General features: G+C 60.4%; 13 protein-coding genes. 7 read left to right on the forward strand and 6 right to left on the reverse strand.

Annotation, left to right across the window (positions count from 1 at the left end; translation table 11 throughout):
* The 5 genes from ABIT12_RS16585 to ABIT12_RS16605 form a co-directional block, all read right to left on the reverse strand.
* On the reverse strand, positions 1–600 hold a 600-nt coding region (locus ABIT12_RS16585), incomplete at its 3' end, for a hypothetical protein (protein ID WP_348045830.1).
* Positions 601–704: 104 nt separating this feature from the next.
* On the reverse strand, positions 705–1,694 hold the full coding sequence (locus tag ABIT12_RS16590; protein WP_348045832.1) for a DMT family transporter: 990 nt from the start codon (positions 1,692–1,694) through the stop codon (positions 705–707).
* Between the two features lie 278 nt (positions 1,695–1,972).
* Complete coding sequence (locus ABIT12_RS16595) at positions 1,973–2,860, reverse strand: hypothetical protein (protein ID WP_348045834.1); 888 nt, start codon at positions 2,858–2,860, stop codon at positions 1,973–1,975.
* A 179-nt stretch (positions 2,861–3,039) separates the two neighbouring features.
* Positions 3,040–3,969: a tyrosine recombinase XerC gene (locus tag ABIT12_RS16600; protein ID WP_348045836.1), complete on the reverse strand. Its 930-nt coding sequence runs from the start codon at positions 3,967–3,969 to the stop codon at positions 3,040–3,042.
* Positions 3,970–4,022: 53 nt separating this feature from the next.
* Positions 4,023–4,247 carry a hypothetical protein gene (locus ABIT12_RS16605; protein ID WP_348045838.1) on the reverse strand — a complete coding sequence of 75 codons (225 nt, stop codon included), beginning with the start codon at positions 4,245–4,247 and terminating at the stop codon, positions 4,023–4,025.
* Between the two features lie 132 nt (positions 4,248–4,379).
* Here ABIT12_RS16605 and ABIT12_RS16610 point away from each other — a divergent pair, with 132 nt between their 5' ends.
* Both ABIT12_RS16610 and ABIT12_RS16615 read left to right on the forward strand, forming a co-directional pair.
* On the forward strand, positions 4,380–5,360 hold the full coding sequence (locus ABIT12_RS16610; protein WP_348063378.1) for an omptin family outer membrane protease: 981 nt from the start codon (positions 4,380–4,382) through the stop codon (positions 5,358–5,360).
* 63 nt (positions 5,361–5,423) lie between these two features.
* The gene (locus ABIT12_RS16615) at positions 5,424–7,592 is read left to right on the forward strand and encodes a primosomal protein N' (protein WP_348045842.1); all 2,169 of its coding nucleotides are present in this window, start codon (positions 5,424–5,426) and stop codon (positions 7,590–7,592) included.
* Here the strand turns inward: ABIT12_RS16615 and ABIT12_RS16620 are convergent.
* The gene (locus tag ABIT12_RS16620; protein ID WP_348045844.1) at positions 7,585–8,295 is read right to left on the reverse strand and encodes a hypothetical protein; all 711 of its coding nucleotides are present in this window, start codon (positions 8,293–8,295) and stop codon (positions 7,585–7,587) included. The genes ABIT12_RS16615 and ABIT12_RS16620 overlap by 8 nt on opposite strands.
* Before the next feature lie 284 nt (positions 8,296–8,579).
* Between ABIT12_RS16620 and ABIT12_RS16625 the strand changes: the two genes are divergently transcribed.
* The 5 genes from ABIT12_RS16625 (at position 8,580) to ABIT12_RS16645 (ending at position 13,525) form a co-directional block, all read left to right on the forward strand.
* Positions 8,580–9,122: a F0F1 ATP synthase subunit delta gene (locus ABIT12_RS16625; RefSeq protein ID WP_348045846.1), complete on the forward strand. Its 543-nt coding sequence runs from the start codon at positions 8,580–8,582 to the stop codon at positions 9,120–9,122.
* On the forward strand, positions 9,123–10,658 hold the full coding sequence (gene atpA / locus ABIT12_RS16630) for a F0F1 ATP synthase subunit alpha (protein WP_348045848.1): 1,536 nt from the start codon (positions 9,123–9,125) through the stop codon (positions 10,656–10,658).
* A 22-nt stretch (positions 10,659–10,680) separates the two neighbouring features.
* Positions 10,681–11,559, forward strand: coding sequence for a F0F1 ATP synthase subunit gamma (locus ABIT12_RS16635; RefSeq protein ID WP_348045850.1), 879 nt, complete (start codon positions 10,681–10,683; stop codon positions 11,557–11,559).
* A 15-nt stretch (positions 11,560–11,574) separates the two neighbouring features.
* Positions 11,575–13,014, forward strand: a complete 1,440-nt coding sequence (atpD, locus tag ABIT12_RS16640; protein WP_348045852.1) for a F0F1 ATP synthase subunit beta — start codon at positions 11,575–11,577, stop codon at positions 13,012–13,014.
* 85 nt (positions 13,015–13,099) lie between these two features.
* Positions 13,100–13,525 (forward strand): F0F1 ATP synthase subunit epsilon, encoded by a 426-nt coding sequence (locus tag ABIT12_RS16645; RefSeq protein WP_348045854.1) that lies wholly within the window; start codon positions 13,100–13,102, stop codon positions 13,523–13,525.
* The last annotated feature ends 750 nt before the right edge of the window (positions 13,526–14,275 follow it).

Below are 14,275 nucleotides of genomic sequence, written 5' to 3' on the forward strand. Positions count from 1 at the left end.
ATCACCGAAATCGACGGCTGCAGTGGAGGCGGGGGTGTCGGTGGTTGCCGGCGTGGCTGGAGTGTCGGTCGTCGCGGTCGGCGCGGCGCCATCCTTGGCGGTTGCCGTGCCGGCCTTGACGGCTGCCTCGCAATCGGTGGCGTCCTTCTTGATATCGACAGCCGACGGATCGGACGAAACGCCGGTGCCGGTAAAGCGCGGATCGTCGCATTCGCCGTCCTTGGACCATTCGCTGGTGTCATCGCCGAAGTCAACGGCAGCACCGGTCGTGGCGACCGCCGGGGTGTTGGTGGTGGCCGGCGTGGTGGGGGCGCCGTCCTTGAGCGTTACCGTGCCGGCATCAAAGGCCGCCTTGCAGTCGGTGGCGTCTTTCTTGATATCGGCTGCGACCAGTTCGGAGGCCGCGCCCTGTCCGGTAAAGCGCGGATCGTCGCACTCGCCATCCTTGGCCCACTCGCTGGTGTCATCGCCAAAGTCGATGCTGGCGGCAGTGGCTGCGGCGGGCGGCGTGGTCTTTTCGGCAAAGCCCGGCGTGGCGGCAACCAGGGTCAGGGCAAGCCCCAGCACCGTGCCGTTCAAAAGAAATCTGGCATAGTTCATGTGTTCCCTCCCAAGGGCTGATCCAGCAGCGCAGAGATTTACATTACAGCGGCTTTTCTGCGGCAAGAAGCGGTCATGCAAATATTGTTAACCGGCGCGGACCATCAGGTCGTCTGCGCCGCAATGGTGGTCTGGGGCGCCCCGGCAGCAGGCTTCTGCTTGCGCGAGAACAGCCAGACGCCTGCCAATACCAGCACGGTTCCGGCAGCGTGCCAAGGCGTAAAGGCTTCGCCCAGCACGCCGATGGCCAGCCCGACCGTCACCACCGGCGAGATATTGCCAACAATTGCCGTGCGCTCCGAACCGATCAGGCCAATGGCGGTCGAGATGCAATAGGCCGGCAGCACGGTGGAAACGGTGCCGATGGTCAGCATCAACAGCAGGGCATGGCCATTGACCGCCAATGCGCTCAGCGGATGGGTGGCGAGGAAATGCGCGACCACGGCAGGCCCCGCGGCGCTCATGGCGATGGAGGTAAACAGCTGGGCGCCCATGCGATCGATCAATGGCTTGGCCAGGATCTGGTAGCCGGCATAGGCAATGGCCGAGCCGAAGACCAGTGCCGAACCGAGCAGCACATTGTCGCCTTCGACGGCAAAATCGCGCCAGAAGATCAAGGCGATGCCGCCATAGCTGACCAGCAGCGAGACGATCATCGCGGGGGTGATGCGGCGCTTGAAAAAGATTGCGCCGAAGGCCACGACGAAGAAGGGGTAGGTCAACAGGATCAGCCGATCGAGCTGGGCGGTGATGTAGGTCAGCGCCGAAAAATCCAGATAGCTGGCGACGTAATAGCCGAGCACGCCGACGCCCAGGGCGGACAGCGCGCTGCGCCGATCCAGCACCGGCGGCGCCCCGACGGATCGCTGCGCCAGTCGGCGGCGATAGCCCAGGAGACCGACGGTGACGAAAATCGGCACGGCCACGATCATGCGCCAGGTCAGGGTAGTGACCGCATCGACCTGTTCGAGCATCGCCAGCTTGATGACGATGCCCTTGGTGGCAAAGAATGCTGCGCCCAGCAAAGCAAGGGCGAGGCCCAGCAGTTGGGCATTGCGGGCGGCGGCAGCGGGGGAGGGGGCAGGCGAGGCCATCGGGGTCGTCCCTTGTGTGCCCGCCATCATGTCACCGGAGCGCCTGATGGCGGGCCGGTGAAATCGAAGTCGCTAGATGTCAGCGCTCGTCCCGGACCCGAGGGGTGCCAAGAATGAGAATGGTTTTAATGAGGATGGTGCGCGCGGACATGGCGGGTTGATACCCCCATGGGCCGGATCGCGTAAAGTAGGTAGGATGCGAATTGTTTTGGTGTGGCTGAGATTGCCGCCGTGTCGCTCAGCGGGAGCATCCGTGTCCACCAGCATTCGTGAAATTTTCATTCAGAAAAACGGGAATTTACGTTTTTAAATTCGGAATAATACCAAAAAAACTCGAGTGCTGTCTCGTAACAAGGCAATAGGTCAAATTGGGTAAGATCCAGTCCTCGATGGGCAAAATCACCTCGCCTTTTTACAATCCTCTCCTCGATTTTCTTTTTAAGCCTTTTAACTATCACAGCAGTATCTGGAGATAATCGTTCAATTTTTCCTGCGAATTGGTGCAGCCGACTGGACACCTTGCCATCATCTTCACCCGACAGAATAGTGACGGCCGACTCAATGGCAGCATAAAGATATACAATCGCGAAGTTTGCCCTGTTCTTCGAAAATTCAATAATTGATTTGTGAAGAAGCTGAACGGCACGATCTTCTGAAGAAAATGCCAGGTATAATTCGAAATATGAACTCGGCTGAAACCCTTGTGGGCAGTTCTCAAAAGCCGATGCTGTGACGTTCACTTGCCTTGGTCCGGTGAACTGAAGATGAGGAAATATGAATTCGCCCTTTGAGACATTGCCAGCAATTCCCGCGGAAATAGGGTGGGCTACGACAACAAGCTCCGGTAACAATAGTGCCTTAGGAAGAAGATCGTCGAGATTAACAATGGAAATTCGGCCTATTTTGAACTTTATATCAATATGTAAACTTACATTTGAGAATGCTTCAAAAACGCCACTAGGACCAAATAAGCAGCATTTCTTTAGCTCATCGAACAGAGAAAACCTTTCACCAGTTCTAGTTAATGTATATCCACCGTCCCTAATGTCAGAGTATTCGCTCGTGGCGAAAACGCTCATCCCCCCACTCGATGTCGTTTCGTTGCCGTTTATTTTGACAATGTTTTGTCGGACAAATGGATAGGTTTGCCTGTTTGCTAAATCCATTGAATTTCCAAAATGCATCGGCGTTATTCGGCGACTGAAACAGACGCGCTGCCTTCACCAGCCTCGTTCGCTTCGCGTTCGGTTGTCAGGTCGGCCAAGGTTAAGTACCACGAAGGTCAGACGCGGCGCTTTCATAGTCATTCGAGCGGGCCCCATCGTGCGGGTCTTTAGCTCCCGCATCAAGCCCGAGGATGCGCCTTGCGGTAACTTTCCAGCAGGCGATCGGTGTCGACGGCGGTATAGATCTGCGTGGTGGAGAGCGATGCATGGCCCAATAGTTCCTGGATGGCGCGCAGATCGCCACCCCGGCCGAGCAGATGGGTGGCAAAAGAATGGCGCAGCGCATGGGGTGTGGCTGAAGGCGGCAGGCCGAGCGCCGAGCGGAGCTGTACGACACGCATCTGGATCAGCCGAGGCGACAGCACCCCGCCTTTGACGCCGCGAAACAGCGGATCGTCGGGCCAGAGCTTGAATGGGCAGAGGCCGAGATAGGTTTCAATCATGGTGCGGACAGTGTCGATCAGCGGCACCAGGCGGATCTTGCCGCCCTTGCCGGTGACGCGGATGGAATTGCCTTCGAGATCGCCGCGGGTGACGGCGAGGGCTTCGGCAATGCGCAGGCCCGCGCCATAACACAGCGCCAACACCGCCATGTCGCGGGCCGCGACCCAGGGGCGCTCTTCCATCTCGGCGGTGGTGGCAATGGTCTGCTTGGCTTCACTGACAGTCAGGGCCTTGGGCAGCGATTTGGGAATTTTGGGGGTGCGGATGACATTGAGTGCCTCGGTGGCCATCACCCCGTCGCGTTCCAAAAACTTGAAGAAGGATTTGAGCGCTGACAGCACCCGCGCCAGCGAGCGGGAGCCAAGGCTTTCCTCGCGCCGCACCGCCATGAAGGCGCGAATATCAGCGCCACGCAAGGCGGACAACGTGGCAATGGTGACGGTGCCGCCGGTGTGGCCGGCCAGGAAATTGAGAAACTGGCCGAGGTCGCGGGAATAGGCTTCCAGCGTGTTTTCGGCCAGGCGTTTGACCGAGCCCAGTTCGCGCTGCCAATGCGCGATGTGCAGCTTGAGGGCTTCGTCGGTGGCAAAAGCGGTTTCGGTCATGGCGGCAGGATAGACGAGTCGCGGTTAGCAAAGCGTAGCCGATGATGATCGCTTCAGCGGTAGTGAAAGCGGATCTCGGCGGGGCAGGACGGGTAGTGGATCACCGGCGGCGAAGAGAGGCCAAAATCAGCGCGCAAGCTGTCGGGCAGGGGCTGGGGCAGGCGCGGGCGGCGCCACCAGGCGCCAATGGCGGTGCGCATAACTGGCAGCAGGCCGAGGCGGCTGACGGCGTCGACAATGATCTGTTCGCCAGATGCGGCGGGGGCAAAAGCGGTCATCACAAATCCTCCTGGCGATCAAATTAGGCCAGGTTGATGACAGGGCGTGTCAGCAGGGCGCGGACCGGCGTTATGGTAAACCAAACTTTAACCGGATCGGGCGAGGGTGAGCGCTGCAGCGTGGAGCCCATCGTGTTTGTCCGACTGACCCTTTCAGCTTTGGCTCTTCTCAGTTTGGCGCCGGGCGTATTGGCTCAATCGCCCGACTATTTCGGCAATGACGATTTCGATGCATCGCGCGACCTGCGCTACACTGCCAGCAGTGACAGCGTGCGCTTCGATGCCGCGTTTGGGGCGATGTACCTGCAGGGCAAGGAATACGTGTATATCGGTGACTATAAACTCAGCCAGTTGAACTGGCAGAGCAAGGTGCCAATGCTGCGCGGCAGCCTGGCGGTCAATGTCGGCAATGGCTTCAGCGTGCGCGTCGAGGGTAGTACCGCAGCGTTTGGCAGCAGTTATATGGAAGATTATGACTGGTTGGGTGGCTCGGACGCCGACAATGCCTGGACCGATCGCTCCCAGCATAACGATACCAAGCTCGATCATTATTTTACCGGCAGCCTTTCGGCCGGCTATGACCTGGTCAATGACGGCCAGTCGACACTGCGGGTCAGTGGCGGGGTGAAATATACCGATGTGAAATGGAGCGCCTATGGCGGTTCATACATCTACAGCAATGGCGGATTCCGCAATCAGTTCGGCGATTTTGCCGCCGGCGCCCCGGGCATCACCTATCGCCAGCAATTGCCCGAACTGTTTGTCGGTGTCGATGGTGACGTCGACTATGGCGGGGTGCGCTGGGGCGGCATGCTGCGCGGCGGGGTGACAACCTATGCCCGCACTACCGACGATCACTGGATGCGCCACCTGCAAGTGATCGATCAGCTGGGGTTTGCGCCAACCTTTACTGCCGGCAGCGATCTTGGATTTGCCTTGGGGCCAAATGTGCAACTCTTCATCGACGCGCGCTACAGCGCCATCTTCCGGCAGCGTGGTCAGTCCGACTATTATGACACCGTCACGGGCAACAGAACCATCCACAGCAGCGATGCAGGGGCGGGTGAACTGCAGACGCTGGAACTGACCGGCGGGCTTAAAGGCCATTTCTAAGCCGTTTGGTTGGCCGAATCGGTTTCCATCCTTATCTATGTGTCCAGAACAGAACGGGCACAAATGGAACAGCTTCCCGACATCGTGGCGGTGATGGTCAGCGTGGCCGTCGAAGGGCCGTATTCCTATCGGGTGCCGGCCGGCATGGTGGTGCAGCGCGGCTCGATCGTGGCTGTGCCGCTGGGGCCGCGGCTGACGCTGGGCGTGGTCTGGGGCGCGCCCAAGGATAGTTTTGCCCATAACCGGCTCAAGGACATCGCGCAGGCGTTCGACGTGCCGGCGCTGTCCGAAGAATTGCTCAAGCTCGTCGATTGGGTGGCGCGCTATACGCTGGCGGCGCCCGGCGCGGTGTTGCGGGCGGTGCTGCGCTCGACCGAGGCGCTGGAGCCGGAGCGGCCGATCGTGGCATTCCGGCGCACCGGCCATGAGCCGGAGCGGCTGACGCCGGCGCGATTGCGGGTGCTTGATGCGCTGATGGACGATCAGGTTTGGCCCAAAGCGGCGCTGGTTGGGGCGACCGGGGTTTCGCCGTCGGTGATCGAGGGGCTGGAACGGGCGGGGGCAATCGAGCGGCTCGAGATCGCGCCGCCGCCGATTGTCATGCCGCCGGACCCGGATGAAGGCGTGGCGGTGCTCAATGGCGGGCAACAGGCGGCGCTGGAGCAGATCCGCCAGATCGATCCACTGCAGTTCGGCGTGGCGCTGCTCGACGGGGTGACCGGGGGCGGCAAGACCGAGGTGTTTTTCGAGGCGGTGGCCGATACGCTGCGGGCCGGACGGCAGGCGCTGATCCTGCTACCGGAGATTGCGCTGACGCACACCTTTCTGGCGCGCTTCACCAAACGCTTTGGTACCAGGCCTGCCGAATGGCACTCCGATATGACCCCGGCGCAACGCGCCCGCGTCTGGCGCGGCGTGCTCGATGGCACGGTGCGGGCGGTCGTCGGGGCACGCTCGGCGCTGTTCCTGCCATTTCGCGAACTGGGCATACTGGTGCTCGATGAAGAGCATGACGGCGCCTATAAACAGGCCGATGGCATTACCTATCATGCCCGTGACATGGCGGTGGTGCGGGCGCATCTGGCCGGGGCGCGGGTGATCCTGTCCTCGGCGACGCCATCGGTGGAGACGCGCAACAATGCCAATCAGGGGCGCTATTCGCATGTGATGCTCAATGCGCGGTTCGCGGCAGCGGCGATGCCCAATATCACTGCCATCGACATGCGCGAGGAGGGGCCGGAAAAGGGCCAGTGGATCGCCCCCAAACTGGCGCGCGAGATTTTTGCCACGCTGGACCGGGGCGAGCAGGCGCTGCTGTTCCTCAACCGGCGCGGGTATGCACCGCTTACATTGTGCCGGCAATGCGGGCACCAATATCAATGTCCTGATTGTTCGGCCTGGCTGGTGGAGCACCGGTTTCGCGGGGTACTGGCCTGTCACCATTGTGGGCATGAACAAAAGATTCCCAAGGATTGCGGCGCCTGTGGGGCGGTCGATGCGCTGGTCGCGGTGGGGCCGGGGATAGAGCGGATCGCCGAAGAAGCCGCCGCGCGGTTTAACGATGCACGGCGGGTGATCCTGTCGTCGGACATGGGCAGCAATGCGCATTTGCGGGACCGTTTTTCCGAGATCGAAAAGGGCGAGTACGATCTGATCATCGGTACGCAACTGGTGGCCAAGGGGCACCATTTCGAAAAACTGACACTGGTTGGTGTGCTCGATGCTGATCTGGGGCTGGCGCATGGCGATCCGCGGGCGGCGGAAAAGACCTTCCAGATTTTGACCCAGGTGGCGGGCCGGGCCGGCCGCGCCTCACGCACGGGCAAGGCCATGTTGCAGACCTATCATCCCGATCATGCAGTAATGCGGGCCATGGTCACCGGCGACCGCGAGGCGTTTTATGCCCACGAACTGGCGGCGCGAGAAGCGGGCGGATTGCCGCCCTTTGGCCGGCTGGCGGCGCTGATCGTGTCGGCCAGCGAGCATGACGTGGCGATGGGCTATGCCAAAAAGCTGCTGAGCGCCGCGCCAATGGCCGATGGGGTCAAGCTGTTCGGCCCCGCCGATGCGCCAGTGGCCATGGTGCGCGGGCGGCACCGGGTACGCCTCCTGGCGCAGAGCGGCAAGGACTTCGACCTCTCCGGCTATGTGCGGTTCTGGATCGGTTCGGCCGAGAAAACCACTGGCAACCTGCGCGTGCAGGTCGATATCGATCCGCAGAGCTTCATGTAGGCAACAGATCCTTCAGTGCCGCGTCAAAGGTTTCGCCGCCCGCGACCATGTCCAGGAGGTCGCGCAGACCATTTCGGCCGATATGGTGGTTGAGTTCGGCCACCGCTGCAGCGGCGGCGCCATAACCGGCGATCCAGTCCCGCTCCGCCAGCAACTGGTTCCACGCCACGCGATCAACGGCATGCTTGATCCAGGCGATATCGGCGGCGGTATAGGGCTGGTTGAAGCGGTCGTCGTGCGCCAGATAGGTCGCTAGTCCTTCATTGAACCAGACGGGAACCGGTTCGCTCCACAGGCCGCGCCAGCCGAGGCGGGCGGCGAGTTCGGCGTGCAGGCGCTCATGGGTGAGGATAGCGGGCCGCAGCCCCTGCGGGGCGATGCGGATCAGCTGCCAGCCATACGTTATCCCCGTCGAGCCGCCGCCAAACGTTGCGAGGCATTGTGGGCGCGTGCAAAGCACATAGCGCGGGTGGCTTTGCAACGAGCCGTAGAATTCGGCAATTGCGCTGTCAGCGGTGGCCATCAACTGCCGGAAGTGATCGGCCTGGGCGGGGTCGTCGGTAAAGGCATCGTCCCCAATTGCGATCAGTCCAAAGCACTGTGGACACAAGGCGCGCTGTGGGCCGGGAATGGCCGCGGCTGCCGCACCACTTGCCAGAACCAAAAATACGGCAGCTCCCGCCAGCCAAGCCCAAATCCGCATCTTTGCCTCCCTCGCCACTATAGATATGCAGGCCCGCACGGGCGTGATCAAGCCATGCGGGAAATCTTGTGCCCTGCGACACTTTCACCCCCGATGAATCTCGGCTGCAAGCCTTGCAAGCCGCGCAGTGCTTGTGTTAGTGCAGGCGCAATCTCGGCAGGGTCTCCGGACGGCCTCGTCGATCAAGAATTTTCAGCGTCAGCGACCGCCCGGTTTTCGCAACATATGCGGGTTCAGCGGGCAGGAACCAAGAGGGTGATGCGGCATTGGCAGCGCAGAATTCAGTGCTTGTACAGATTGCCCGGCCATATGCGTCGGCGCTGTTCGATCTCGCCCAGAGCGAAAACCAGCTTGCATCGGTTGAAACCGGTCTTTCCGACATTTCCCGGCTGATTGGCGAAAGCGATGATTTCTCGCGCTTCCTCGGCTCGCCGGTGATTACCGGCGACGTCAAGGCTTCGGCTATCGACGCTATTTTGAGTAAAGCCCAAACCAACCAGTTGGTGGCAAACTTTGTGCGCCTCGTGGCGCAGAAGGGCCGGCTGTTTGCCCTGCCACAGATCATCATCGCGTTTCGCGCACTGGCTGCTGCGGCGCGCGGTGAAATCTCCGCCGATGTGACGTCGGCAGTCGCCTTGACCAAAGAGCAGGCGGCCCAGCTCGCCGATGCGCTCAAGGCCAAGGTTGGCAAGACCGTCACGCTCAACCAGTTTGTCGACGCTTCGCTGATCGGTGGCCTGCAGGTCAAGGTCGGATCGCAACTGATCGACAGTTCACTCAAGACGAAATTGACCGCGATGAAGATCGCCATGAAAGAGGTCGGATAAATGGACATCAAAGCTGCTGAAATTTCTGCGATCCTCAAGGACCAGATCAAGAATTTCGGCCAGGAAGCCCAGGTTTCCGAAGTCGGTCAGGTGCTGTCCGTCGGTGACGGCATTGCTCGTGTCTATGGCCTGGATGCCGTGCAGGCCGGTGAGCTCGTTGAGTTCCCGGGCGCCATCATGGGCATGGCGCTGAACCTTGAATCCGACAATGTCGGCGTCGTGATCTTCGGCAATGACCGTTCGATCAAGGAAGGTGACGTCGTCAAGCGCACCGGCTCGATCGTTGATACCCCCGTCGGCAAGGGCCTGCTTGGCCGCGTCGTCGACGGTCTGGGCAATCCGATCGATGGCAAGGGTCCGATTGTTCACACCGAGCGCCGCCGCGTCGACGTCAAGGCGCCGGGCATCCTGCCGCGCAAGTCGGTGCATGAGCCGATGTCGACTGGCCTCAAGGCCATCGATGCGCTGATCCCGATCGGCCGTGGCCAGCGCGAGCTGATCATTGGCGATCGCCAGACCGGCAAGACTGCGGTTATTCTCGACACCTTCCTGAACCAGAAGCCGGCTCACGCCGCCAATGCTTCGGAAACCGACAAGCTCTATTGCATCTACGTTGCCGTGGGTCAGAAGCGTTCGACCGTTGCCCAGTTCGTGCGTCAGCTCGAAGAAGCTGGCGCCATGGAATATTCGGTGGTGGTTGCTGCAACCGCGTCCGATCCGGCGCCGCTGCAGTACATCGCCCCGTTTACCGGCTGCGCCATCGGCGAGTTTTTCCGCGACAATGGCATGCATGCGGTGATCGCCTATGACGATCTGACCAAGCAGGCTGTTGCCTACCGTCAGATGAGCCTGCTGCTGCGTCGTCCGCCGGGCCGCGAAGCCTATCCGGGCGACGTGTTCTACCTGCACTCGCGCCTGCTCGAACGCGCCGCCAAGCTGAACGAAGACCACGGTCTTGGCTCGCTCACTGCCTTGCCGGTTATCGAAACCCAGGCCAACGACGTGTCGGCCTACATCCCGACCAACGTGATTTCGATCACTGATGGCCAGATTTTCCTTGAAACCAACCTGTTCTTCCAGGGCATCCGTCCTGCGGTGAACGTCGGTATCTCGGTGTCCCGCGTGGGTTCTGCCGCACAAATCAAGGCGATGAAGCAGGTTGCCGGTTCGCTCAAGGGTGAGCTCAGCCAGTACCGCGAAATGGCGGCGTTCGCCCAGTTCGGTTCGGATCTCGATGCCTCGACCCAGCGTCTGCTGAATCGCGGTGCGCGTCTGACCGAATTGCTGAAGCAACCCCAGTTCTCCCCGCTCAAGAGCGAAGAACAGGTGGCGGTGATCTTTGCTGGCGCCAATGGCTATCTCGATAGCCTGCCGGTCAACAAGGTCGCCGATTTCGAAAAGACGGTGCTGTCGGCGCTGCGTGGCAAGTATGCCGATATCCTGACGGCGATCGCCAATGAGAAGGCGCTGTCTGACGATCTGCGCGCCAAGCTCAAGGCAGCGCTCGATGATATCAAGAAGACCTACGCGGCTTAAGCGTTTTAGAAAGTAGAGGCCTATGCCTTCGCTAAAAGACCTTAAAAACCGGATCGTTTCGGTCAAGTCGACCCAGAAGATCACCAAGGCCATGCAGATGGTCGCGGCCGCAAAATTGCGCCGCGCCCAGGAAGCTGCGCAGGCCGCGCGCCCCTATGCCGAACGCATAGACCGGGTGCTGGCCAGCCTTGGCGCCGCCTATGAAGGGCGCGAAGGCGCGCCGGCTTTGCTGGGTGGTACCGGCAAGGATCAGGTACACCTGCTGGTGGTCGCCACCGGTGAGCGAGGCCTTGCCGGCGGTTTCAACTCCTCGATCGCACGCCTGGCGCGTGATCATGCCAATCGCCTTTTGGCCGAAGGCAAGACCGTCAAGATCCTGACTGTGGGCCGCAAGGGCAATGACGTGCTCAAGCGCACCCATGGCAGCAACATCATCGACTACGTGACCTTCCGCGAGGTCAAACAGATCGGTTTCGTCAACGCCGCCCAGATCGGCGAAAAGGTATTGGCCCTGTTCAATGCCGGCGAATTCGATGTGGCAACGCTGTTCTATTCCAAGTTCCAATCGGTGATCGCCCAGATCCCGACCGCGCAGCAGATCATTCCGGCCAAGTTTGTCGCGGCGGAAGCCGATGCGGAAAACTCGGTGCCTTACGAATATGAACCAAGCGAAGAAGCTATCCTGGAGGCCCTGCTGCCGCGCAGCATTTCCATCCAGATCTTCCGCGCAATGCTTGAAAACGGCGCGTCGTTCTACGGCGCGCAGATGTCGGCGATGGACAATGCGACGCGCAATGCTGGCGAAATGATCCGCAAGCTGCAGCTCAGCTACAACCGTCAGCGCCAGGCGCAGATCACCAAAGAACTCATTGAAATCATTTCGGGCGCGGAAGCGCTCTAACCCGAGGACACCCAGATGGCAGACAAAAAGGCCGGTCGCGTTTCGCAGGTCATCGGTGCCGTCGTCGACGTTACGTTTGACGGACACCTGCCCGCAATTCTGAATGCGCTTGAAACCACCAATAACGGTAACCGCCTGGTTCTCGAGGTTGCCCAGCACCTTGGTGAAAACACCGTGCGCACCATTGCCATGGATCTGACCGAAGGTCTGGTTCGCGGCGCTGAAGTGTTCGACACCGGTTCCTCGATCTCGGTGCCGGTTGGCGATGCCACCCTTGGCCGGATCATGAACGTCATCGGCGAGCCGATCGACGAAGCCGGCCCGATCGGTGAAACCGTCAAGCGCGAAATCCACCAGGAAGCGCCATCCTTTGTTGAGCAGAACCCCGAATCGCAGGTTCTGGTCACCGGCATCAAGGTCGTGGACCTGATCGCGCCTTACGCGCGTGGCGGCAAGATCGGCCTGTTCGGCGGCGCTGGCGTGGGCAAGACCGTGCTGATCCAGGAACTGATCAATAACGTTGCCAAGGCGCATGGTGGTTATTCGGTGTTTGCCGGGGTGGGTGAACGCACCCGCGAAGGCAATGACCTGTATCACGAAATGATCGAATCGGGCGTGAACAAGGACCCGCATGAAAACGGCGGTTCGTCCGCAGGTTCCAAATGCGCCCTGGTGTTCGGCCAGATGAACGAACCACCGGGCGCGCGCGCTCGCGTTGCCCTGACCGGCCTGACCGTGGCGGAACATTTCCGCGACGCCGGCCAGGACGTGCTGTTCTTTGTCGACAACATCTTCCGCTTTACCCAGGCCGGCGCCGAAATGTCGGCTCTGCTGGGCCGTATCCCGTCCGCCGTGGGTTACCAGCCGACGCTGGCCACCGACATGGGCCAGATGCAGGAACGCATCACCACCACGACCAAGGGCTCGATCACCTCGATCCAGGCCGTGTATGTGCCGGCCGACGATCTGACCGATCCGGCGCCAGCGACATCGTTTGCTCACCTTGACGCGACGACCAACCTCAACCGTGCGATCTCGGAAAAGGGTATCTACCCGGCCGTGGATCCGCTGGACTCCACTTCGCGTATCCTTGATCCGCTGGTTGTTGGCCAGGAGCACTACGATACGGCGCGCCAGGTGCAGCAGATCCTGCAGAAGTACAAGGCGCTGCAGGACATCATCGCCATCCTGGGGATGGATGAACTGTCGGAAGAAGACAAGCTGACCGTGGCCCGCGCCCGCAAGATCGAGCGCTTCATGAGCCAGCCGTTCGACGTGGCTGAAGTGTTCACCGGTTCGCCCGGCGTGTTCGTCAAGCTCGAAGATACCATCAAGGGCTTCAAGGGCCTGGTGGCCGGCGAGTACGATCACCTGCCAGAGTCTGCGTTCTACATGGTCGGCACCATCGAAGATGCCGTCAAGAAGGCGCAGAAGCTGGCCGCACAGGCAGCCTGATAACGGTCCGGGCGTTGCCGCCCGGGCTCTTTCTCTTATGGAGCCTGGATGTCATGTCCCGGCTCTATGCTAAAGGATGCAAAGCATGGCTGACGGTATCAAGGTCGAGATCGTATCTCCTGAGCGTCTGGTGCTCTCGGAAGTGGCCAAGTCGGTCACTGTGCCGGGCAGTGAAGGCTATTTCACTGCCATGGCCGATCATGCCCCCTATATGACGCCGCTGAAGCCGGGCTTTATCACGGTGACCAATGCCGATGGTCATGGCCATATCTATTTCGTGCGCGGTGGCTTTGCCGACGTGTCGCCCGAAGGCCTGACCATCCTGGCCGAGGAAGCCTCGCCCTACGCCGATTTCGATCACGACGAGCTGGCAGCCGAGATCAGGACTGCTCAGGAAGAGCTCGAAAAGGCGGCAACGCCTGAAGACAAGAGCTATGCCCAGGACGTGGTCAGTGCGCTGCTTAACCTGGCCAATGAAGCCAGCCAGATCAACGGCGCCCACGTTCACTGACACCAGTGGTTATCGACGAGAAATTATGACCCGTTCGGCGCCAGCCGGGCGGGCTTTTCTTTGCCATTTGCGGCGCCCGGCGCGATCCGACTCACGGCTTGGACGGCGTTGATCCACCCTGCCGGCTGAGAACTTTGCCGCGAGCTGCATGTCAACACCCTCGGACGGTATTTGGGTGGCTGCCATGCGTGTCGTAAAGCATCGTTGAATCAATATCTTAGCGCCGCGTGCGGTGGCGCCGAATGCGATAGTTCCGACAATATGTCGGTTTCGTCATTTTGGCTGTTGACCCATCGGGAGGCTGCCCCTATAACCCGCCAATCGCTGCAGCAAAGAGCAAACGAACCGCTCCGAAGTCGCAGCAAGACATTGAAATCACAGAAGTTTTTGTGAAGGAAATGTCGAAGGAATCGAAGCAAGCCTTCGAAACTTTCAAAAGTTCGTTGTTGACACGCTTCGGCAAGTCAACTAGAACCCGGCCACTGGCGACGTTGAGCGATCTGATTGCTCCCACTGCTGGTGATTTCTGACAGGGCAGACGATCTGCCGGGCAACCGGACGTAGTCTACTGTTGCTGGAATATCGGAAGCCTGGCTTCCAACGACGTTGTGGGTATTGCCCGCCTGGTCGGTTTTTTGACATTGTGAAGAGAGAAGAAAGAGAAACGTGGCCGGCGATGTTCTTGCGGGTAGGTGTTTGGGGTAACCTGAGCATTTGCCATTATGAAGCGACCATCGACTGTCTGCTACG

The organism is Devosia sp., assembly GCF_039927955.1.
Classification (GTDB): Bacteria; Pseudomonadota; Alphaproteobacteria; order Rhizobiales; family Devosiaceae; genus Devosia.

Excerpts from the sequence above, each read along its gene's own strand:
- ABIT12_RS16590 (WP_348045832.1), bottom strand. The coding sequence starts at position 1,694 with ATGGCCTCGCCTGCCCCCTCCCCCGCTGCCGCCGCCCGCAATGCCCAA.
- ABIT12_RS16595 (WP_348045834.1), bottom strand. The coding sequence starts at position 2,860 with ATGGATTTAGCAAACAGGCAAACCTATCCATTTGTCCGACAAAACATT.
- ABIT12_RS16600 (WP_348045836.1), bottom strand. The coding sequence starts at position 3,969 with ATGACCGAAACCGCTTTTGCCACCGACGAAGCCCTCAAGCTGCACATC.
- ABIT12_RS16605 (WP_348045838.1), bottom strand. The coding sequence starts at position 4,247 with ATGACCGCTTTTGCCCCCGCCGCATCTGGCGAACAGATCATTGTCGAC.
- ABIT12_RS16615 (WP_348045842.1), top strand. The coding sequence starts at position 5,424 with ATGGAACAGCTTCCCGACATCGTGGCGGTGATGGTCAGCGTGGCCGTC.
- ABIT12_RS16620 (WP_348045844.1), bottom strand. The coding sequence starts at position 8,295 with ATGCGGATTTGGGCTTGGCTGGCGGGAGCTGCCGTATTTTTGGTTCTG.
- atpA (WP_348045848.1), top strand. The coding sequence starts at position 9,123 with ATGGACATCAAAGCTGCTGAAATTTCTGCGATCCTCAAGGACCAGATC.
- ABIT12_RS16635 (WP_348045850.1), top strand. The coding sequence starts at position 10,681 with ATGCCTTCGCTAAAAGACCTTAAAAACCGGATCGTTTCGGTCAAGTCG.
- atpD (WP_348045852.1), top strand. The coding sequence starts at position 11,575 with ATGGCAGACAAAAAGGCCGGTCGCGTTTCGCAGGTCATCGGTGCCGTC.
- ABIT12_RS16645 (WP_348045854.1), top strand. The coding sequence starts at position 13,100 with ATGGCTGACGGTATCAAGGTCGAGATCGTATCTCCTGAGCGTCTGGTG.